The 19,691-nt window shown below is 61.6% G+C and carries 20 protein-coding genes; 6 read left to right on the plus strand and 14 right to left on the minus strand.

Annotation, left to right across the window (positions count from 1 at the left end):
• Positions 1-21: 21 nt before the first annotated feature.
• Genes coaA through hisB form a run of 9 tightly spaced genes read right to left on the minus strand, consistent with a single transcriptional unit; the run spans position 22 to position 5,455 of the window.
• Positions 22-1,017, minus strand: a complete 996-nt coding sequence (gene coaA / locus EEQ99_RS23160) for a type I pantothenate kinase (protein WP_047615979.1) — start codon at positions 1,015-1,017, stop codon at positions 22-24.
• The gene (locus EEQ99_RS23165; protein WP_047615980.1) at positions 1,014-1,337 is read right to left on the minus strand and encodes a phosphoribosyl-ATP diphosphatase; all 324 of its coding nucleotides are present in this window, start codon (positions 1,335-1,337) and stop codon (positions 1,014-1,016) included. The genes coaA and EEQ99_RS23165 overlap by 4 nt, the downstream gene beginning before the upstream one ends.
• A 17-nt stretch (positions 1,338-1,354) precedes the next feature.
• Positions 1,355-2,143 (minus strand): imidazole glycerol phosphate synthase subunit HisF, encoded by a 789-nt coding sequence (gene hisF / locus EEQ99_RS23170; RefSeq protein ID WP_047615982.1) that lies wholly within the window; start codon positions 2,141-2,143, stop codon positions 1,355-1,357.
• Positions 2,144-2,890, minus strand: a complete 747-nt coding sequence (hisA, locus tag EEQ99_RS23175; RefSeq protein ID WP_127431162.1) for a 1-(5-phosphoribosyl)-5-[(5-phosphoribosylamino)methylideneamino]imidazole-4-carboxamide isomerase — start codon at positions 2,888-2,890, stop codon at positions 2,144-2,146. It abuts the gene before it with no gap.
• A gap of 6 nt (positions 2,891-2,896) precedes the next feature.
• Positions 2,897-3,454 (minus strand): hypothetical protein, encoded by a 558-nt coding sequence (locus EEQ99_RS23180; protein ID WP_127431163.1) that lies wholly within the window; start codon positions 3,452-3,454, stop codon positions 2,897-2,899.
• Positions 3,451-3,633, minus strand: coding sequence for a hypothetical protein (locus EEQ99_RS23185; protein WP_063473904.1), 183 nt, complete (start codon positions 3,631-3,633; stop codon positions 3,451-3,453). The genes EEQ99_RS23180 and EEQ99_RS23185 overlap by 4 nt, the downstream gene beginning before the upstream one ends.
• A 52-nt stretch (positions 3,634-3,685) precedes the next feature.
• The gene (hisH, locus tag EEQ99_RS23190) at positions 3,686-4,336 is read right to left on the minus strand and encodes an imidazole glycerol phosphate synthase subunit HisH (protein WP_063473905.1); all 651 of its coding nucleotides are present in this window, start codon (positions 4,334-4,336) and stop codon (positions 3,686-3,688) included.
• A 2-nt stretch (positions 4,337-4,338) separates the two neighbouring features.
• A complete protein-coding gene (locus EEQ99_RS23195) occupies positions 4,339-4,824 on the minus strand; it encodes a DUF2628 domain-containing protein (RefSeq protein ID WP_048338401.1) in 486 nt (161 codons plus the stop codon).
• A gap of 22 nt (positions 4,825-4,846) precedes the next feature.
• The gene (gene hisB, locus EEQ99_RS23200) at positions 4,847-5,455 is read right to left on the minus strand and encodes an imidazoleglycerol-phosphate dehydratase HisB (protein WP_047616097.1); all 609 of its coding nucleotides are present in this window, start codon (positions 5,453-5,455) and stop codon (positions 4,847-4,849) included.
• A gap of 236 nt (positions 5,456-5,691) precedes the next feature.
• On the opposite strand from hisB, the gene hslV reads away from it, so the two are divergent.
• The 5 genes from hslV (at position 5,692) to EEQ99_RS23230 (ending at position 12,500) form a co-directional block, all read left to right on the plus strand.
• Positions 5,692-6,219, plus strand: coding sequence for an ATP-dependent protease subunit HslV (hslV, locus tag EEQ99_RS23205; protein ID WP_004677140.1), 528 nt, complete (start codon positions 5,692-5,694; stop codon positions 6,217-6,219).
• A gap of 120 nt (positions 6,220-6,339) precedes the next feature.
• Positions 6,340-7,647 (plus strand): ATP-dependent protease ATPase subunit HslU, encoded by a 1,308-nt coding sequence (gene hslU, locus EEQ99_RS23215; protein WP_011649875.1) that lies wholly within the window; start codon positions 6,340-6,342, stop codon positions 7,645-7,647.
• 188 nt (positions 7,648-7,835) lie between these two features.
• The gene (locus EEQ99_RS23220) at positions 7,836-8,783 is read left to right on the plus strand and encodes a DUF1402 family protein (protein WP_063473906.1); all 948 of its coding nucleotides are present in this window, start codon (positions 7,836-7,838) and stop codon (positions 8,781-8,783) included.
• Positions 8,784-8,830: 47 nt separating this feature from the next.
• Complete coding sequence (locus EEQ99_RS23225) at positions 8,831-10,243, plus strand: cytochrome P450 (protein WP_097544624.1); 1,413 nt, start codon at positions 8,831-8,833, stop codon at positions 10,241-10,243.
• An 85-nt stretch (positions 10,244-10,328) separates the two neighbouring features.
• Complete coding sequence (locus EEQ99_RS23230) at positions 10,329-12,500, plus strand: malate synthase G (RefSeq protein ID WP_097544625.1); 2,172 nt, start codon at positions 10,329-10,331, stop codon at positions 12,498-12,500.
• A 71-nt stretch (positions 12,501-12,571) separates the two neighbouring features.
• Here EEQ99_RS23230 and EEQ99_RS23235 read toward each other — a convergent pair whose 3' ends face one another.
• Positions 12,572-13,255 (minus strand): L,D-transpeptidase, encoded by a 684-nt coding sequence (locus EEQ99_RS23235; RefSeq protein ID WP_029733130.1) that lies wholly within the window; start codon positions 13,253-13,255, stop codon positions 12,572-12,574.
• Positions 13,256-13,434: 179 nt separating this feature from the next.
• Between EEQ99_RS23235 and EEQ99_RS23240 the strand changes: the two genes are divergently transcribed.
• Positions 13,435-13,929, plus strand: a complete 495-nt coding sequence (locus EEQ99_RS23240; protein WP_010029986.1) for an MmcB family DNA repair protein — start codon at positions 13,435-13,437, stop codon at positions 13,927-13,929.
• 12 nt (positions 13,930-13,941) lie between these two features.
• On the opposite strand, the gene EEQ99_RS23245 is transcribed toward EEQ99_RS23240, so the two are convergent.
• From EEQ99_RS23245 to lhpI, 4 genes are all read right to left on the minus strand, one after another.
• Complete coding sequence (locus EEQ99_RS23245; RefSeq protein WP_011649881.1) at positions 13,942-14,520, minus strand: ActR/PrrA/RegA family redox response regulator transcription factor; 579 nt, start codon at positions 14,518-14,520, stop codon at positions 13,942-13,944.
• A gap of 67 nt (positions 14,521-14,587) precedes the next feature.
• The gene (locus EEQ99_RS23250; RefSeq protein ID WP_174824491.1) at positions 14,588-15,916 is read right to left on the minus strand and encodes an ActS/PrrB/RegB family redox-sensitive histidine kinase; all 1,329 of its coding nucleotides are present in this window, start codon (positions 15,914-15,916) and stop codon (positions 14,588-14,590) included.
• A 23-nt stretch (positions 15,917-15,939) separates the two neighbouring features.
• The gene (gene hrpB, locus EEQ99_RS23255; protein ID WP_127431164.1) at positions 15,940-18,405 is read right to left on the minus strand and encodes an ATP-dependent helicase HrpB; all 2,466 of its coding nucleotides are present in this window, start codon (positions 18,403-18,405) and stop codon (positions 15,940-15,942) included.
• The gene (lhpI, locus tag EEQ99_RS23260; RefSeq protein ID WP_127431165.1) at positions 18,402-19,349 is read right to left on the minus strand and encodes a bifunctional Delta(1)-pyrroline-2-carboxylate/Delta(1)-piperideine-2-carboxylate reductase; all 948 of its coding nucleotides are present in this window, start codon (positions 19,347-19,349) and stop codon (positions 18,402-18,404) included. Before lhpI ends, hrpB begins: the two co-directional genes overlap by 4 nt.
• Positions 19,350-19,691 lie beyond the last annotated feature (342 nt).

The following is a 19,691-nucleotide window of genomic DNA, read 5'->3' on the forward strand; positions in this document are numbered from 1 at the left end:
TATTCGGAATAGAATCGTCTGCTATAGTTTTCGCAGCGCGACCTGTTCGATCAGATGATCCTTGCCTTTTTTCAGGATAAGATCGGCGCGCGGACGCGTCGGCAGAATGTTCTGGCGCAGGTTCTTCAGGTTGATATTCGCCCAGAGATCCTCGGCGATATTAAGCGCTTCCGCGTCGCTGATCGAGGCGTAGCGATGGAAATAGGAATTCGGATCGCGGAAGGCCGTCTCGCGCAGCCGCATGAAGCGCGTCACATACCAATTGTGGATCTGATCTTCCGCGGCATCAATATAGATCGAGAAGTCGAAGAAGTCGGAGACCATCGGTACGATCTTGCCGCCAGCAGGCAGATCGCGCGATTGCAGCACGTTGATGCCCTCGAAGATCAGGATGTCGGGCCGGTCGACGATCTTGTATTCGTCCGGCAGCACGTCGTAGACTAGGTGCGAATAGCTGGGCGCCTTCACATCCGGCTGCCCCGCCTTGATTGCCGAGAGGAAGCGCAGGATCGCCGCTGTGTCGTAGCTTTCCGGAAAGCCCTTGCGCTGCATCAGCTTTTCCCGCTGCAGCACGGCGTTCGGATGGAGGAAGCCGTCGGTGGTGACGAGATCGACCTTCGGGCTGGAAGGCCAGCGCCCCAGAAGCTCCTTGAGGATACGGGCCGTGGTCGATTTGCCCACCGCGACCGAGCCGGCGATGCCGATGACGAAGGGCGTCTTCGTCACATCGGACAGGCTGAGGAAGCGGTTGCGCTGTTCAAATAGCATCTGCGAGGATTCGACATGCGCCGAAAGCAACCGCGACAGTGACAGATAGATGCGCCGGACCTCGTCGAGATCGATCGGATCGCCCATCGAACGCAGCCGTTTGACCTCGTCGCCAGTCAGCGTCAACGGCGTGTCGGCGCGGAATTTCGCCCATTGTTCGGAAGAGAAGAAGTGGTAGGGCGAATAGGATTCCGACTGGAAGTGATCCAACGTTTCCGGCACCCCGATAATCTCAGTCGCGATACTCATGAACTCTGCCGGCTGGCCTTTTCCTTGAGGCCGGACTGCGCGGTTCTGCGCTCGAGTTCGGCCATGACATTCTCTAACGGTATTTCAGCAATCTTCAATACGACCAATAGGTGATAGAGCACATCGGCGGCCTCATAGGTCAGATTGTCGCGGTCGCCGGTCACCGCCGCCATCACGGCTTCGATCGCTTCTTCGCCGAGCTTCTTTGCCGCTTTCGGCTGGCCAGCGGCCACGAGCTTGGCTGTCCAGGATTGCTCCGGCGAGGCTTTCGATCGCTCTGCGACAATGATTTCGAGATCGGAAAGGGAAAATCCGCTCATAGGTCCGCTTTCAAGGTTCAGTCGAGACGCATGTCGATGCCGCACTTCGACATATAGTGCTTCGCCTCGCTGACGGAATAGGTGCCGAAATGGAAGATCGACGCGGCGAGCACGGCATTGGCATGGCCCTCCTTCACCCCGGCGACCAGATCGTCGAGATCGCCGACGCCGCCCGACGCGATGACCGGCACACGCACCGCATCGGCGATCGCCCGCGTCAGTTCCAGATCGTAGCCGACCTTGGTGCCGTCGCGATCCATCGAGGTGACCAGCAACTCGCCGGCGCCGCGCGCCACCATCTTCTGGGCGAATTCGACGGCGTCGATGCCGGTCGCGTTGCGGCCGCCATGCGTATAGATTTCCCAGGCGCTGAGATTGTCGCCGCCGACCGCCTGCGTGCGCCGGCGCTTGGCGTCGATCGAAACGACGATGCACTGGTCGCCGAACTTGTCGGCGGCTTCAGCGACGAAGTCGGGATTGCTGACGGCTGCCGAATTGATCGACACCTTGTCGGCGCCGCACAGCAAAAGCTTGCGGATATCGGCGATAGCACGCACGCCGCCACCGACCGTCAGCGGCATGAAGCATTGGTCGGCCGTGCGCGACACGACATCGAAGATCGTCTCGCGATTGTCCGAGGAGGCGGTGATGTCGAGGAAGCAGAGTTCGTCGGCGCCGGCCGCATCATAGGCCTTCGCCGCTTCGACGGGATCGCCGGCATCGACGAGGTTGAGGAAGTTGACACCCTTGACGACGCGGCCGTCCTTCACGTCGAGGCAGGGGATGACACGGGCCTTGAGGGTCATTTACGCGGTCTCCTTCGCCCGGGCCGCTTTGATCAGCGCCAGCGCTTCCTTGGGATCGATACGGCCGTCATAAAGGGCACGGCCCGAGATCGCCCCTTCCAGCTTGCGTGCATCGGGTTCCAGCATGCGTCTGACATCGTCGAGCGAGGCAAGGCCGCCCGAGGCGATGACGGGAATGGAGACGGAATCGGCAAGCTCCAGCGTCGAGCTCCAGTTGATACCGGTCAGGATGCCGTCGCGGTCGATATCGGTATAGATGATCGCGCTAACGCCGGCGCCCTCGAATTTCCTGGCGAGCTCGACGATGCCGAGTTCGGAGGCCTCCGCCCAACCCTCGACGGCCACTTTGCCGCCCTTGGCGTCGATGCCGACGGCGACATGACCAGGAAATTTCCGGCAGGCTTCGATGACCAAAGCCGGATTTCTGACCGCGACGGTGCCAAGAATGACGCGCCGCAGCCCGCGCGACAGCCAGGCCTCGATATGATCGAGTGTGCGGATGCCGCCGCCGAGCTGCACCGGATTATCAGTTGCCTTCAGGATCGCCTCGACGGCATCGCCATTGGCCGAATGTCCCGCGAAAGCGCCGTCGAGATCGACCACATGCAGCCATTCGAAACCCTGGTCTTCGAAGGATCTCGCCTGGGCGGCCGGATCGGTGTTGTAGACCGTCGCCTGCTGCATGTCGCCGAGCTTCAGGCGGACGCATTGGCCGCCCTTCAGGTCGATCGCGGGAAAAAGGATCATGTCGTCTTACGTCCGTAGAGTGGTCGGTACCATCAGCGCATTCCACGCATCTACGATATCCGAGCGGAAAAAGACAGCGGCAATGGTGGCCGCGCCGAAAAGCAAAAGAAGGAGCAGGATGACGGCAAAGCCGGCCCGGACCTGGCGCCAGAAGCCGAGGCGCCTCTTCATCGATTTCTCGATTTCGCGCACCCGGTGCAGTGCTTCGCTGTTGACGGCGGTGAGCCGGATTTCAGCCTCCATCGCCTCGACATAGGTCTCGGCATAACTCGACAGGATCTGCGAGGCGCGATCGCGCAGCGTGTTGCGCAGGTCGGTGGAGAGATAGTTGCTGCTGACGGCGGCAAGCTCGGCCTCGTTGGGCGAACGGCCGGCGTTGCGCTTGCGATGGCTGAGGACGAAATCGCGCTTCTGCCGCTCATAGAGTGCATAGGCAAGCAGGCCGATCAGGTCATCCTCGCCCTCGATATAGAATTCCAGCACCGCTTCAGTGACGTCGCCGGCGTTGATGCCGTTGGCGCGCAGCAGCGAATTCTCGTTGCCGGCAAGAAATTCATGGATCATCGGTCCAGCCTTTCTTTCAACACCTTGGCCGCATTGGAGAGCGCTTTCTTATGGATGGTTTCGTCGACACGACGAATGATCGTTCCGTCGGGAAGCCGAATATCCGAGAAGGGCGGCAGGCCTTCCCTGGAGGGTCTCAGCGTGTAGAACACCTTGCCTGATTTCCGCGAAGTCGGCATCGAGCGCACTCCTGTTCCGCCGTTTCCATAAAGGGGAAATAAGGCGGCGGTATTACGGGTTCCAGCGCAGGAAATTGGCGATCAGCGCCAGGCCGAGCTTCTGGCTCTTTTCCGGGTGAAACTGCGCCCCGACCATGTTGTCGCGCCCGACCAAAGCGGTCATCGGGCCGCCATAGTCGACGGTCGCGATGACATCCTCAGCGTTTTCGGCGGCAAGATGGTAGGAATGCACGAAATAGGCGTGCAGCCCCTGCGAGCCGGTGGGAATGCCGTCGAAGAGCGGATGTTCGCGTTTCAGGTCGAGCGTGTTCCAGCCGATCTGCGGGATCTTGAGCGTAGGATCGTCAGGAGTCATTTCGATGACGTCACCGGGAATCCAGTTAAAACCATGCGTCACGGTCTTCTCGAGGCCGCGCGAGGACATGAGCTGCATGCCGACGCAAATGCCGAGGAACGGCCGTGCCTTCTTCTCGACAGCCTCGATCAGCACCTCGGCCATCCCAGGCACGGCATCGAGGCCGCGCCGGCAATCGGCATAGGCGCCGACGCCGGGAAGCACGATGCGATCGGCCTCGGCAACATCCTCCGCCTTGTCGGTGAGATTGATATGCGCATCGATACCCGCCTCACGGGCCGCTCGCTCGAAAGCCTTGGTCGCCGAGCGCAGATTGCCGGAGCCGTAGTCGATAATCGCGACGCGCATCGTCAGCGTCCTCCATCAAAACCAAAGAGACCAAGCGATGTGGCTTGGCCGTGCGGGCTGTTCGAACGGGCCTTGTTGTCCCAGTCCGGTGCCGCGGTGTCGTCACTCGCCGCGACGCCCGTCCTGTCTGCGAAATAGACCTGCTCGGCAATGCCGATCGTATCGGCTGCAATGAGCGCGTCTTCGTTCCAGCCCTTGGCGGCAAGGCTGCGAATACGGAAGTTCTGGCCCTCGAGACCGACCAGCATATTCACGCCAAGCATGATTGCCGCTCCCGCCGGCCCGAGGCCCGGTTCGTCCATCAGCGCCCCGCCAATCCCCTGCAGCAGAAAGGCTGCGGCCGCATGCAGCCACAGCCGATGCGCCAGCAGCCAAGCCCATGGAAACAGGAAGCCGAGCAGCGTGAAGCCGTCACGGATGGTTCGCGTCTCGTTGACCGTGGCGCTCGAGCCGCCAGGCGGTGTCAGGAAAATATAGCTGGATGTCATTGTCGCCGCTCCCTTGAGGGGCTCAGACGAGCGTGCCCTTGGTCGAAGGGACGCGGCCCGCCTGTCTCGGATCGATCTCTGTCGCCGTGCGCAATGCGCGGGCAACGGCCTTGAAGCATGTCTCGGCAATATGGTGGTTGTTGGCGCCATAATGGTTGAGAATATGCAAGGTGATGCCGGCATTTTGGGCGAGCGCCTGGAAGAATTCGCGAACGAGCTCGGTGTCGAACGTGCCGATTTTCGGCGCGCTGAAGGCGACGTTCCAGACGAGGAACGGCCGGCCGGACAGATCGACCGCGGCCTTGGTCATCGTCTCGTCCATGGCGAGATCGATCGAAGCGTAACGGGTGATGCCGCGCCGGTCGCCGAGCGCCTTTGAGATCGCCTGGCCGATGGCGATGCCCGTATCCTCGACCGTGTGGTGGTCGTCGATATGCAGGTCGCCCTTGGCTTCGATCTCCATGTCGATGAGGGAGTGTCGCGAAAGCTGGTCGAGCATATGGTCGAAGAAGCCGACGCCTGTCGAAATCGACGATTTGCCGGTGCCGTCGAGATTGACGGAAACGGAAATCGAGGTTTCGTTGGTCTTGCGGGAAACGCTGCCCGTGCGGCTTGTTACGGTCTCGGCCATATGGCCCTCCATCGGGAATAAGGCCGTTCCTTATCAGGCGCATCGGGAAATATCCAGAAGCCGGGGACGAGAAAAGCCGGCCCATTTGCAATCGGCTCCGGCCCACTTACATAGGGCTCAACACGGCTGGTAACGGCCTGGCCCGGATGACTTTAGGCCTGACTGACCTAAAGTCGGAATCCGGATCGAAATCAACGAATGGCGTAACGCCCGTGTCATGGGCAGACAGGTGTTTTATGACAACAATCATTACAGTTCGAAAAGGCGGCAAGGTGGTGATGGCAGGCGACGGCCAGGTGAGCCTCGGCCAGACCGTCATGAAGGGCAATGCCCGGAAGGTGCGCCGCATCGGCAAAGGCGAGGTGATTGCCGGTTTCGCCGGCGCCACAGCCGATGCCTTCACCCTGCTCGAAAGGCTTGAAAAGAAGCTCGAGCAATATCCCGGCCAGCTGATGCGTGCTGCCGTCGAACTCGCCAAGGACTGGCGCACCGACAAATACCTGCGTAATCTTGAAGCCATGATGCTCGTCGCCGACAAGTCGATCACGCTGGCGATCACCGGCAACGGTGATGTCCTGGAGCCTGAGCATGGCACGACGGCGATCGGTTCCGGCGGCAATTTTGCTTTCGCGGCTGCCCGCGCTCTCATGGATACTGACAAATCGGCTGAAGAGATCGCTCGCCGCGCCCTCGATATCGCTGCCGACATCTGCGTCTATACAAACCACAACATCGTGGTGGAATCCTTGGATGTCGAAGGCTGAACCGCATGCCTTCTAGGCGCTTGGCCTAGACCAGACAGGCCTTCGAGGACTTGGCGAAACAACGACGAATTACGGCCGGGTGCTGCTGAAGGCCCCGGACCGCCAGGAGAATGACACCCAATGACGACTTTTTCCCCCCGCGAGATCGTTTCCGAACTCGACCGTTACATCATCGGCCAGCATGACGCCAAACGCGCCGTCGCGATTGCGCTGCGCAACCGCTGGCGCCGCCAGCAGCTCGACCCGAGCCTGCGCGACGAAGTCATGCCGAAGAACATCCTGATGATCGGCCCGACCGGTGTCGGCAAGACCGAGATCTCGCGCCGCCTGGCAAAACTCGCCGGCGCACCCTTCATCAAGGTGGAAGCCACCAAATTCACCGAAGTCGGCTATGTCGGCCGCGATGTCGAGCAGATCATCCGCGATCTGGTCGAGGTCGGCATCGGTCTGGTGCGCGAGAAGAAGCGGGCCGAGGTGCAGGCCAAGGCGCATGTGAGCGCCGAGGAGCGTGTTCTCGATGCGCTGGTCGGCACGACAGCGTCGCCCGCCACCCGCGAAAACTTCCGCAAGAAGCTCAGGGACGGCGAGCTCGACGACAAGGAAATCGATATCGAGGTGGCCGATGCCGGTTCCGGCATGGGCGGCTTCGAAATTCCCGGCATGCCGGGCGCCAATATCGGCGTTTTGAACCTGTCGGAAATGTTCGGCAAGGCGATGGGCGGCCGCACCAAGAAAGTCCGCACGACGGTCAAGGCCTCCTACAGCGATCTGATCCGCGACGAATCCGACAAGCTGATCGACAACGAGGTGATCCAGCGCGAGGCCGTTCGCTCCACCGAGAATGACGGTATCGTCTTCCTCGACGAAATCGACAAGATCGCCGCCCGCGACGGCGGCATGGGCGCCGGCGTTTCGCGCGAAGGCGTCCAGCGCGACCTCCTGCCGCTCGTCGAAGGCACGACCGTCTCGACCAAATACGGGCCCGTCAAGACCGACCATATCCTCTTCATTGCCTCCGGCGCCTTCCATGTCTCCAAGCCCTCGGATCTCCTGCCGGAATTACAGGGCCGCCTGCCGATCCGTGTCGAATTGCGTCCGCTGAACAAGGATGATTTCCGCCGGATCCTGACAGAGACCGAAGCGAGCCTCATCCGCCAGTACCGCGCGCTGATGGAAACGGAAAGCCTGAGCCTCGAATTCACCGACGACGCGATCGACGCGCTTGCCGATGTCGCCGTGCACTTGAACTCCTCCGTCGAGAATATCGGTGCCCGCCGCCTGCAGACGGTAATGGAGCGGGTCCTGGACGATATTTCCTACAACGCGCCGGATCGGGGCGGGACGGCCGTGACGATCGATGCCGCCTACGTCCGCGAACATGTCGGTGATCTCGCGCAGAATACCGATCTCTCGCGCTTCATTCTGTGATATCGGCGCACCGGTTCATGTCTTTACCGATGTGAATACCGGATTGTGACGAACTCGACTCTCGACAGCGGGCCCTTTACTTTTTAGTGAAGGCCCGTTTTGTTTTCCGCTCCGGCTTTATTCGGCCAAGATTCTGGTCCAGTCAGCCGCATCGCAAACAGGACGATGAACGGACGGGATAGCGGATCGTGCGACGCCTTTTGACAAGCCTTTTGATTGCCGTTGCCCTAGTGAATTCGGCGCCCGCCTTCGCCATGCAGACGGTGCCGGCCGGCAATCGGCACGCCGAGCAGCCCGATATTCCCGGCGCCTCGGTCAGGCGCACCAAGGGCACCAAGAGCAGCTTCGACCTGAAATATGAAAAGGTCCATGAGCTGCTGGCGACCGATCGCGAGCTGATGGGCAAGATTCGCAAGGTCTCCAGCGCTTACGGCATCAATCCCATCCATGTCGTCGGCGCGATCGTCGGCGAGCACACCTACAATGTCGACGCCTACGACCGGCTGCAGGCCTATTATGTCAAGGCCGCCTCCTATGCCGGGGAAAGCTTCCGCTTCGCCTATGACGGCGAAAGCGTCGATGAATTCGTGGCGCGGCCGCAATTTGCCGAATGCAATGGCAAGAGTGATTCCTATACGCTTTGGTCCTGCCGCGAAGATGTCTGGGAAAGCGATTTCCGCGGCAAGTCGGTGGGCGGCAAGAGCTTCCCCAACAACCGCTTCAGCGCGGTGTTTTTCCAGCCCTTCTATGCCGGTCAGACCTTCGGCCTCGGCCAGGTCAATCCGCTGACGGCGCTGATGCTCTCCGATCTCGTCTCCCGCGTGTCGGGTTATCCGAAGCTGAACGAGAAGAATGCCGGCGCCGTCTACAAGGCCATCATGGATCCAGATATCTCGCTCGCCTTCGTCGCGGCCTCGATCCGCAGGTCGATCGACGATTACAAGGAGATTGCCGGCATGGATATTTCGGGCAATCCCGGCCTGACCGCCACGCTTTATAATGTCGGCAATTCGCGCCAGCGCGCCGCAGCCCTTGCTGCGAAAAACCGTGGCGCCGGCACGACCGCCTGGCCGGAGGAGAATTATTACGGCTGGCTGATCAACGACAAGCTGGACGAACTCAAGGGCCTGCTCTAGCTTCAAGCCTGACGGGAAGCGTAGATCTTCCCCGAAAGGCTTTTCCGATGGACATGCGTCCTGACCCCTTCGTTCCGCCAGCACCCTTGCCGCGTACCGTGCCGCCGAGCCGGCTGGAAATCATCCGCATTATCCTGCGCAATCCGCTCGAACTCTGGGGCGAACCGTCCTACACGCTGCCCTGGATCCGCACCAATTTCTTCGGCCAGAGGACGCTGATCGTCAACGATCCCGGCCTCATCAAACATGTGCTGGTCGACAATGCCAATAATTACCGCATGTCGGATGTGCGCCAGCTCGTCCTGCGTCCGATCCTCCGCGACGGACTTCTGACCGCCGAAGGTCCCGTCTGGAAAAGATCGCGCAAGGCGGTTGCGCCTGTTTTCACCCCCCGCCATGCCCAAGGCTTCGCCGGGCAGATGTTAAGCCAATCCGAAGACTATGCCTGCAAATATGAAAGCGCAGGCGAGGCAGGCACAATTTTCGATATCAGCACCGACATGACCGAGCTGACCTTCGCGATTCTCGCTGATACATTGTTCTCCGGTGAAATCGTCACCTCGAGCGGCCATTTCGCCGATGACGTCAACGAACTCCTGCATCGCATGGGCCGCGTCGATCCGATGGATCTGATGCGCGCTCCGTCCTGGGTTCCACGTGTGACACGCATCGGCGGCCAGAAAGTGCTGGAGAAATTCCGCGCTATCGTGCGCAACACGATGGATATGCGGCTCGCAAAGATGAAGGCTGACCGCAGCGCTGTGCCCGAAGATTTCCTGACCCTGCTCTTGGAGCAGACCGGCCCCGAGGGGCTGACGAAGGAGGAGATCGAAGACAATATTCTGACTTTCATCGGCGCCGGCCATGAGACGACAGCCCGGGCTTTGGCGTGGACGCTGTATTGCGTATCGAACAGCCCGCATATCCGCGAGGCGATGGAAGCAGAAATCGACGCGGTGCTCGCCACCGGGGCCGAACCTGTGGAATGGCTGGATCTAATGCCGCAGACGCGCGCCGCCTTCGAGGAAACTTTGCGCCTCTATCCGCCGGCGCCATCCATCAATCGTGCCGCCATATCGGATGATTCCTGGACAAGCGCCAAGGGCGAGCGGATAGAGATCGAGGCCGGTGTCACGGTGCTCATCATGCCCTGGACGTTGCATCGCCACGAACGTCATTGGGATAGGCCGCGCGCCTATATGCCCGAACGCTTCCTGCCGGAAAATCGCGGCTCCATCGGTCGCTTCCAGTTCCTGCCTTTCGGCGCCGGTCCACGTGTCTGCATCGGCGCAACCTTTGCGCTTCAGGAGGCGGTGATCGCCCTTGCCGTTCTGATGCATCGCTATCGTTTCGATTCCACCGATCAGACCAACCCTTGGCCGGTGCAAAAGCTGACGACGCAGCCGCAGAATGGATTGCCGATGCGCGTAACCCCGCGCATAATTTCCGCGAAAGCATAAATCTTTCGAATTATTGTGGAATTGACTGTGAATGAAAGCCGGGCAAAGTGGCAGCATTCAAAGTCGTTGCCAGGGAGAATGCCGCATGAGCCGCGTTGATAAGAACGGTCTTGCCGTCGAAACCGTCCTTCATGATTTCCTCGTCAGCGAGGTGCTGCCGGGCTTGGCGGTCGATGCGGACAAGTTCTTTGCCGATTTTTCGGCGATCGTTCACGATCTCGCTCCGAAGAATCGTGCGCTGTTGGCAAAACGCGACGAGCTACAGGTCAAGATCGATGACTGGTATCGCCGGCATGGCGCGCCGACGGATATGGACGACTACCAGTCCTTCCTTCGCGAAATCGGCTATCTCCTGCCTGAGGGATCAGACTTCCAGGTTTCGACCCAAAATGTCGATCCGGAGATCGCCTCGATTGCCGGACCGCAGCTCGTCGTTCCCGTCATGAATGCCCGCTATGCCCTGAACGCTGCCAATGCTCGCTGGGGCTCGCTCTATGATGCGCTCTACGGCACGGACGCCATTGCCGAGAGCGACGGCGCCGAAAAAGGCAAGGGTTACAATCCGAAGCGCGGCGAGAAGGTCATCGCCTGGGTGCGCGATTTCCTCGATACGTCAGCGCCGCTGCAGGATTTGCGCTGGAAGGATGTCGGGAGTTTCGCCGTCAAGGATGGAGTGCTCGCTGTCAGATCGATCGATGGCGAGCAGGCCACGCTGACGGACGCACGCCATTTTGCCGGCTATCGCGGCGACGCCGCCGCTCCGACGCATATTCTCCTGAAGAACAACGGCATTCACATCGAGATCGTCATCGATGCGGCGACGACGATCGGAAAAGTCGATCCGGCGCATATTTCCGATGTCTGGCTGGAATCGGCAATCACGACGATCATGGACTGCGAGGATTCGATTGCGGCTGTCGATGCCGAGGACAAGGTCACCGTCTATCGCAACTGGCTCGGCCTGATGAAGGGCGATCTGCAGGAAGAGGTGGCAAAGGGCGGAACCAGCTTCATCCGCAAGCTCAATCCGGATCTGCAATATGCCGGTCCGGACGGAACCTCCTTCGAGCTGCATCGCCGCTCGCTGATGCTGGTGCGCAATGTCGGCCACCTCATGACCAACCCGGCGATCCTCGACCGCGACGGCAATGAAGTGCCCGAGGGCATCATGGATGCCGTCATCACCGGCTTGATCGCGCTTTACGATATCGGCCCGGCCGGCCGGAAGAAGAATTCCCGCGCCGGCTCCATGTATGTGGTCAAGCCGAAGATGCATGGACCTGAAGAGGTGGCCTTCGCCGTCGAGATTTTCTCGAGGGTCGAAGATGCGCTTGGTTTGGCGCGCAACACCATCAAGATGGGCATTATGGATGAGGAGCGCCGCACGACCGTCAATCTCAAGGAATGCATCCGTGCCGCCCGCGAGCGCGTCGTCTTCATCAATACCGGCTTCCTCGATCGGACCGGCGACGAGATCCACACCTCGATGGAAGCCGGCCCGATGATTCGCAAGGGCGACATGCGCCAGGCGGCCTGGATTTCCGCCTACGAGAACTGGAATGTCGACATCGGGCTCGAATGCGGCCTTGCCGGCCACGCCCAGATCGGTAAGGGGATGTGGGCGATGCCGGATCTGATGGCGGCGATGCTCGAACAGAAGATCGCCCATCCGAAGGCCGGCGCCAACACCGCCTGGGTACCGTCGCCGACGGCTGCAACCCTGCATGCCACCCATTATCACCGGGTCAATGTCGCCCGCATTCAGCAAGGACTGAAGGATCGCGCCCGCGCCAAGCTCTCCGACATTCTCTCCGTGCCGGTTGCGGTGCGGCCGAACTGGACCCCGGAGGAAATCCAGCGCGAGCTCGACAACAATGCCCAGGGCATCCTCGGCTACGTCGTGCGCTGGGTCGATCAGGGTGTCGGTTGCTCGAAGGTGCCCGACATCAACAATGTCGGCCTGATGGAGGATCGCGCCACATTGCGCATCTCGGCTCAGCACATGGCGAACTGGCTGCATCACAAGGTCGTCACGGAAGCGCAGATCGTCGAGACGATGAAGCGCATGGCCGCTGTTGTCGACCGGCAGAACGAATCGGATCCGGCCTATCAGCCGATGGCCGGCAATTTCGACGATTCGATCGCCTTCCAGGCCGCCCTCGATCTCGTCCTGAAGGGCAGGGAGCAGCCGAACGGCTACACCGAGCCGGTGCTTCACCGCCGCCGCCTCGAGCTGAAGGCGAAGCAGGCTGCGTGATAGGAAGATACGAAAAGGCCGCCGGAACGACAGTCCCAGCGGCCCTTTTTTTACCGAATTCGATATCTAGCTTACTGAATGACGACGACCTTTGATGTGCCCTTGCCGGGACGAACGCGGCTGTAGAGGTCGATAACATCCTGGTTCATCAGGCGAATGCAGCCCGAGGAAGCGGCGGTGCCGATCGAAGCCCATTCCGGCGTGCCGTGCAGGCGGAAGAGCGTGTCCTTGCCGTCCTCGTTGAAGAGATACATGGCGCGTGCGCCGAGCGGATTGCTGAGACCCGGGCCCATGCCGTCTTCGACATATTTGGCGACGTCGGGCCGGCGGACAGCCATTTCCTTCGGCGGGTGCCAGGTCGGCCATTCCTGCTTCCAGGCGACGTAGGCGGTGCCGGCCCATGCGAAGCCCTGCTTGCCGACGCCGATGCCGTAGCGCATCGCCTTGCCGTTGGCCAGGATGTAATAGAGGAAGCGCTCGCGCGTGTTGACGATGATCGTGCCGGGGCGCTCGGTGGTCTCGTAGTTGACGACCTGGCGGCGGAACTGCGGCTTGACCCGGCTGATCGGGATCGCCGGCAGCGAGTATCCGGCATCCTTCGTCACGCCGTAGGCGTCATCGAAGATCTGGGCCGTCTGTACTGTCGGGCCTGCGCCCTTGTCGTCGACGGACGCGCTGTCTGAGCTCGTGGAGCAACCGGCCAGAGCGAGCGTTGTCAGCAGGCCAAATACAGGGAATGCATTGCGGATGCGCATGGATGACTCTTGAAGTTTTGGGGCAAGGAGAACGGTCTCTCGACCATCGTTGATTATGGTTTATTTTCGATTAACTTGCGCTTTGCAAGGCTACTGCAGCGCGACAAATCCGTCTGCGGCGCAAATTAGAAGCGCATGGTTTTTTTGCAACAACACGCCAGCCCCTGCGGTGGTTATCCATGACGATTTTGAGTGTTTACAATAACAATCCGTTAATCGATGGCCGGCAATCGGACAGGGCCATGATGGTGCGGCGGGGAACGCAGATATTGCTGCATGAAATGCGCCATGCCGTGCTGCCCGAACTGCCGCTCGCCAGCGGCCGCCGCGCCGATCTGATCACGCTTTCGGAGAAGGGCGAGGTCTGGATCATCGAAATCAAGACATCGATTGAGGATTTCCGGGTGGATCGCAAATGGCCGGAATACAGGCTGCATTGCGACCGCCTGTTCTTTGCGACTCACCAGGATGTGCCGCTAGACATATTTCCCGAGGAATGCGGTCTGTTCCTGTCGGATGGTTATGGCGCCCATATGATTCGCGAGGCGCCGGAACACCGCATGGCGCCGGCCACGCGCAAATCCGTCACGCTCAATTTCTCGCGTGCCGCCGCCCAAAGGCTGATGATGGCCGAATGGGCGAACGGAAAACCGTTCACCGTGGACGATGTCTGATGCTGCGCCTGCTTATTTTGGCGCGCGCTTGGCAAGGATGCGCTGCAGTGTGCGCCGGTGCATGTTGAGCCGGCGCGCCGTTTCGGAAACATTGCGCTCGCACATTTCATAGACCCGCTGGATGTGCTCCCAGCGCACCCGGTCGGCCGACATCGGATTCTCGGGAAGTTCCGCCTTTTCGCCCGGCCGCTGCGTCAGCGCCGAAAACACGTCGTCGGCATCCGCAGGCTTTGCCAGATAATCGACGGCGCCGAGCTTCACGGCCGTGACCGCCGTTGCGATATTGCCGTAGCCGGTCAGCACGATGATCCTGGTGTCGTCACGCCGCTGGCGGATCGCCTCGATGACGTCGAGCCCATTGCCATCGCCGAGCCGCAGGTCGACCACCGCATATTTCGGCGGCCTGCCTCTCGATTTGGCAACGCCCTCCGCCACTGATTCGGCCGTCTCCACCTGGAAGCCGCGCGTCTCCATCGCCCGTGCCAGGCGGCGCAGGAACGGCCCGTCGTCGTCGACGATCAGCAGGCTGGCGTCGGGACCGATATGATCCTCATCTGACGCGGCGAAATTGTCATGGTTCTGTTCTGTCATCGTTTCGGTCCCGGCGGTTGAACGCCCGATCTGCGTCAGCCGCTCTATCCTGTTTATGCCGACAAAGTCATTTTGTCGAATTTGCGTCGATCAGCATACGTGGCCATTCGATTCGGATACGCGCGCCCGCACTTTCCGGATCGCGGTTCTCGAAAATCAGCGACGCGCCCGAGCGCTCCAGCAGCGTCTTGGCAATGAAAAGCCCGAGCCCCAGGCCGCCGGCCGTATCCTCTTTCTGCCGCTTGGTCACATAGGGCTCGCCGATCCGCGTCAGAATATCGGGCGCATAACCGTTCCCATCGTCTTCAATGACGATCAGCACTTTGTCGTGATCGTGCTCGATGGTGACGGTCACTTTCTCGCGGGCATAATCGACGGCGTTTTCGATCAGGTTGCCGAGCCCGTACATGATGCCGGCATTGCGGTCGGTCACCGGCTCGCCCTTGCGTGGGCTCTTTTCGATGAGTTCCAATCTGATGCCGAATTCCCGGTGCGGCGCGACGATCTCCTCGATCATCGAGGAAAGCGGCAGGCGGCGCATATGCGCTTCGCCCTCGGAGGAAAGTGTGGTCAGCCGCCGCAGGATATCGCGGCAGCGTTCGCTCTGGCTCCGCAGCAGCATCACGTCCTCGCGGAAACGATCGTCGTCCTTGAGTTCCCGCTCCATTTCCTTGGCGACGACGCTGATCGTCGCCAGCGGCGTCCCGAGCTCATGGGCGGCGGCCGCCGCCAGCCCATCGAGTTGCGAAAGGTGCTTTTCTCGCTGCAGCACCAGTTCGGTCGCAGCCAACGCATCGGCAAGCTGGCTCGCTTCCATCGAGACCCGATAGGCATAGAAGGCGGCGAATGCCATTGTCGAGGCGATCGAGCACCAGACGCCGAACTGCATGACATTGTGCACGTTGATCTCGACCCCGTCGAACCAGGGCAGCGGAAAGGGCGAAAAGGCAAGCACCGTGATGCAGACCATCGCAAAGCCGATCAGCGCGGTGCTGTAGCGGATCGGCTGCGAGGCAAAGGAGATGATGACGGGCACGCAGACGAGCGCGGCGAAGGGATTGGCCAGGCCGCCGGTGATGAAGAGTAGCGCGCAGAGCTGCAATAGGTCGAAGCCGAGCAGAGCGAAGGCGGCCGGCGCTTCCAGTCGGTGGGTCGGCGGATAACGGATCGTCAGGTAGAAATTCACCCAGGCAAGGGCAGCGATCAGCGAAGAGCTGGCAATCAGCGGCAAGGGAAATTTCAGCCAGAAGGCAACGATGAACACCGTCAGCGCCTGTCCGCCGACCGCCAGCCAGCGCAGCCGCACCAGCGTCTGCAGGCGCAGCCTGCGGCTATTATGCCGGTCTTCCAGCGTATAGCCTTCCGTCTTGTCGATCATGCCAGGCTTGTCGATCATGCCGCGGGCTCCTTGAATGGGCCTCATGTACCACGCGGTTTTGCCCGTGTCGTCGGCAACGCATCTTCCGGCCGCTCCGGCCAGGGATGACGGGGATAGCGGCCGCGCATATCCGCACGCACATCCTTCCACGAGCCGGCCCAGAAGCCCGGCAGGTCGCGCGTGGTCTGGATCGGCCGGTGCGCCGGCGACGTGAGTTCGAGCAGCAGCGGCAGGCGGCCGCCGGCAATGGCCGGGTGCTGCTTCAGCCCGAACAGCTCCTGCACGCGGATCGTCAGCACCGGCTCCTCGCCCTCATATTGGATCGGATGCCTTTGGCCGGTCGGCGCCTCGAAATGGGTCGGCGCGAGCCGGCTGAGGTCGCGTTGCAATTCATGCGGTACCAGGGACATCAGGCCGTTCGAAAGCCCGGCTGCGGAAATCTCGGAAAGGCCGCGGGCCTCCATTTGGAAGGGTGCGAACCAGTCGTCCAGCCGGGAAAGCAGGGCGTCATCGCTGACATCGGGCCAAGGTTCGCCGATTGTCCTGTGGAGGAAGCCGATCCGCTCGCGAAGCTGAATGGCCTCCTTCGAGAAGGCAAGTTGATCGAGCCCCAGCTCGCGCACCCCATGCACCAGCGCCTGGGTGACGGCTGCACCGGAGGGGCGCGGCAAGGGCGTCTCGTCGAAGATAATCGCGCCGAGCCGGGTTGCTCGCCGCGCCCGTATTTGCCGGCTTTGCCGATCGAAGAATATTTGATCGCCGGATTTGATCTCGCCGGGCAACTCGGCTTCGATGTCGCCGCGTGTCACTTCGGCTGCCGCCAGAACCCGCGCCTGCGCCGCTCGTCCGGTGAGATCGGCAATCACCAGCATCTGGCTGCCCGCCAGCCTCTCGGTTTCCGGCAGCTCCGCTCCGCGCCCGTTCGCCATCACGAATCGGCCGCGTCCGCCGCGCTGAAGTGCGATTCGGTCCGGGAATGCGTGCAACAAAAGCTGGCCCGCAAGCGCCGGCGCCGTTGCCGCACCGCTGTCGAGGCCGCTCGCCAGCCGTCCCGCCAGCCGGCGCGAGGCCTCTGCTCTCTCGCCACGCTCAGCCTTGAAGCGCCGCAGCCGTTCCTCGATATCGACGCTCGTTCCGCCAAGCCCCTGTTCGGTGAGAAGCACGGCGATCATCGCCGCATCCCGGGCATATCCGGCTTCCCCCGCCGAGACGACCATGGCGGCAAGGCGCGGTGGCAGTGCCAGATCGCGCATCACCTTGCCGCGCGCCGTCAGCGCTCCGTCCTTGTCGAGCGCGCCGAGCTGGCCGAGCAGAACCCGCGCTTCCCTCAGCGTCGTTTCCGGCGGCTGATCGACGAAGGCAAGGGATGCCGGATCTTGAACGCCCCAATGCGCGAGGTCGAGCACCAGCCCCGAGAGATCGCTGGAAAGGATCTGCGGCGGTGTGAAGGCCGGCAGTGCCGCCGTCTGTCCCTGGTGCCACAGCCTGACGGCGATACCCGGTTCCGTTCGTCCGGCACGACCCGCCCGCTGATCGGCGGAAGCCCGCGATACGCGCACCGTCTCCAGCCGCGTGATCCCGGTCGACGCCTCGAACACCGGCAGACGCTGCAGCCCGCTGTCGATAACGATCCTGACGCCGTCGATGGTGATCGAGGTTTCGGCGATCGATGTCGCAAGCACGATCTTACGCGTCCCCTGGGATGCCGGTCGAATAGCCGCATCCTGCTCCTTCTGGCTGAGATTGCCGTAAAGCGGCGCAATCAGCGTTTCGGCTCCGAATCGTCCCTGCAGGCGTTCCACCGTCCGCGTGATTTCCGCCTGGCCGGGCAGGAAGGCGAGGATCGATCCGGCCTCGTTGGCATGCGCATCGAGTATCGCCCGAGTGACGGCATCCTCGACGCGTTCGCCGCCCGGCCGATCCTGGTAGCGGATATCGATCGGAAAGCTGCGCCCCAGGCTTTCGATGACGGGCGGATGGTCGAGCAGGGCGGCCACACGTTCGACATCGAGGGTCGCCGACATGACGAGGATGCGCAGATCCTCACGCAGCGCCGATTGGACGTCGAGCGCCAGAGCGAGTCCGAAGTCTGCATCCAGCGAACGCTCATGGAATTCGTCGAAGATCACCGTCGAGACACCGGTCAGTTCCGGGTCGTCGAGGATCATCCGGGCGAAAACCCCTTCGGTCACCACCTCGATCCGTGTCGCTGCCGATATCCTGTTGTCGAGGCGCATGCGGTAGCCGACCGTCCCGCCGACCTGTTCGCCGATCAGCGATGCCATCCGGCTTGCCGCTGCCCGCGCCGCCAGACGTCGCGGCTCCAGCAGGATGATTTTGCCGTCACCGCGCCAGGCCTGGTCGAGCAGGTAAAGCGGCACCAGCGTCGTCTTGCCGGCGCCCGGTGGTGCGGAAAGAACGGCGCGTCTCCGCTCGGCCAAGGCGGTACCGACGGCCGGCAGGACATGTGAAACCGGAAGGTCCGGCAATGATGCACTGATTGTCACTTACGGCCCGTCACGGTCTCATAGGCAAGAATCGCCCCGGCGAGATCTTCCAAAGCTGCGCCGACCGACTTGAACAGCGTGATCTCAGCGTCGTGGCTTCGTCCGCCATGGGCGCCGCTGACGAGTTCCGCAAGCTCGGCCTTGATGTTGCCTTCCTTCAGCACACCGCTTTTCAGCGGCTGGACGATGTCGCCCGCCTCGCTGATGGCGCCGGCGCGGGTATCGACATAGACTGAAGCACGGCGGATGGCCTCGTCGTCGCTTTCGCGCATGTTCGGTTGGAAGGCGCCGACGAGATCGAGATGGGCGCCGGGCTTCAGCCATTCGCCTGATATCAGCGGCTCGCTGGAAAGCGTGGCGCAGGAAATGATATCGGCCGTCCGCGCCGCGGTTTGCGCATCCGCGACCGCCTCGGCATCGAGGCCGAGCGCTCGTGCTTCGGCGGCGATCTTTTCCGCCGCTTGGCCGTTGCGGCCCCAGACCCGATAGCGCTTGATCGGTCGGGTCGTGCCGTGCGCAAACATCAGGTTGAGCGACAGACGGCCGGTTCCGCAGACCAGCATCTCCTCCGCGTCGGGACGGGCGAGATGACGGGCCGCCAGAGCCGATGCCGCCGCCGTCCGCCGCGCGGTCAGTTCGCCGCCGTCGATTGCGGCAAGCATCTCGCCGGTAGCGCCGGAGGAAAGAAGATAGGTTCCGAAGATCGCCGGCAGGCCCCGCCGCACATTGCCTGGGAAGACCGAGACCGTCTTCACCCCGGCATAGCGCCCGGGAACCCAGGCCGGCATGAGGAGCAGCGTCGCGCTCTCCTCATTCGGCACATCCATTTCATGGTGATGGCGCACCGGCATCACGCATTCGCTCTGGAACATCCGGGCGATCGCCTCGATCAGCTCCGGCCAGGGCAGGGCCGCGCGCGTTTGTTCTTCATCGAGGACAAGCATTCTTCACTCCGCCGTATCGTTCTTCATCGCCAACCTAGCGAGTGAGGCGCGTCATAGGCAAGCACCCTGGAATTCCGCGTCGGGCACCCCATATATGGCTTGTCTCCCCGGCCGAAGCCTTTCTTTCAGGATTCGGCAAAACGAATCTCAAAAACCACCCAATCGGGCGGGAGATTTGCTTGTTTTTGAAGGCGACCCATAAAAGCCCTTCATTTTCAACCTGTTACAAAAATGTCAAAAAACTTTGGCTAGGTGTGTTGACTTGGAAAAGGGGTTAGTTCTATAAGCCCCCTCACTGAACGAGGGCGGCGGCGCTGCTGGCGACGAAGTCTTTCGTTCTAA

It is taken from the genome of Rhizobium anhuiense, from assembly GCF_003985145.1.
Taxonomy (GTDB): domain Bacteria; phylum Pseudomonadota; class Alphaproteobacteria; order Rhizobiales; family Rhizobiaceae; genus Rhizobium; species Rhizobium anhuiense.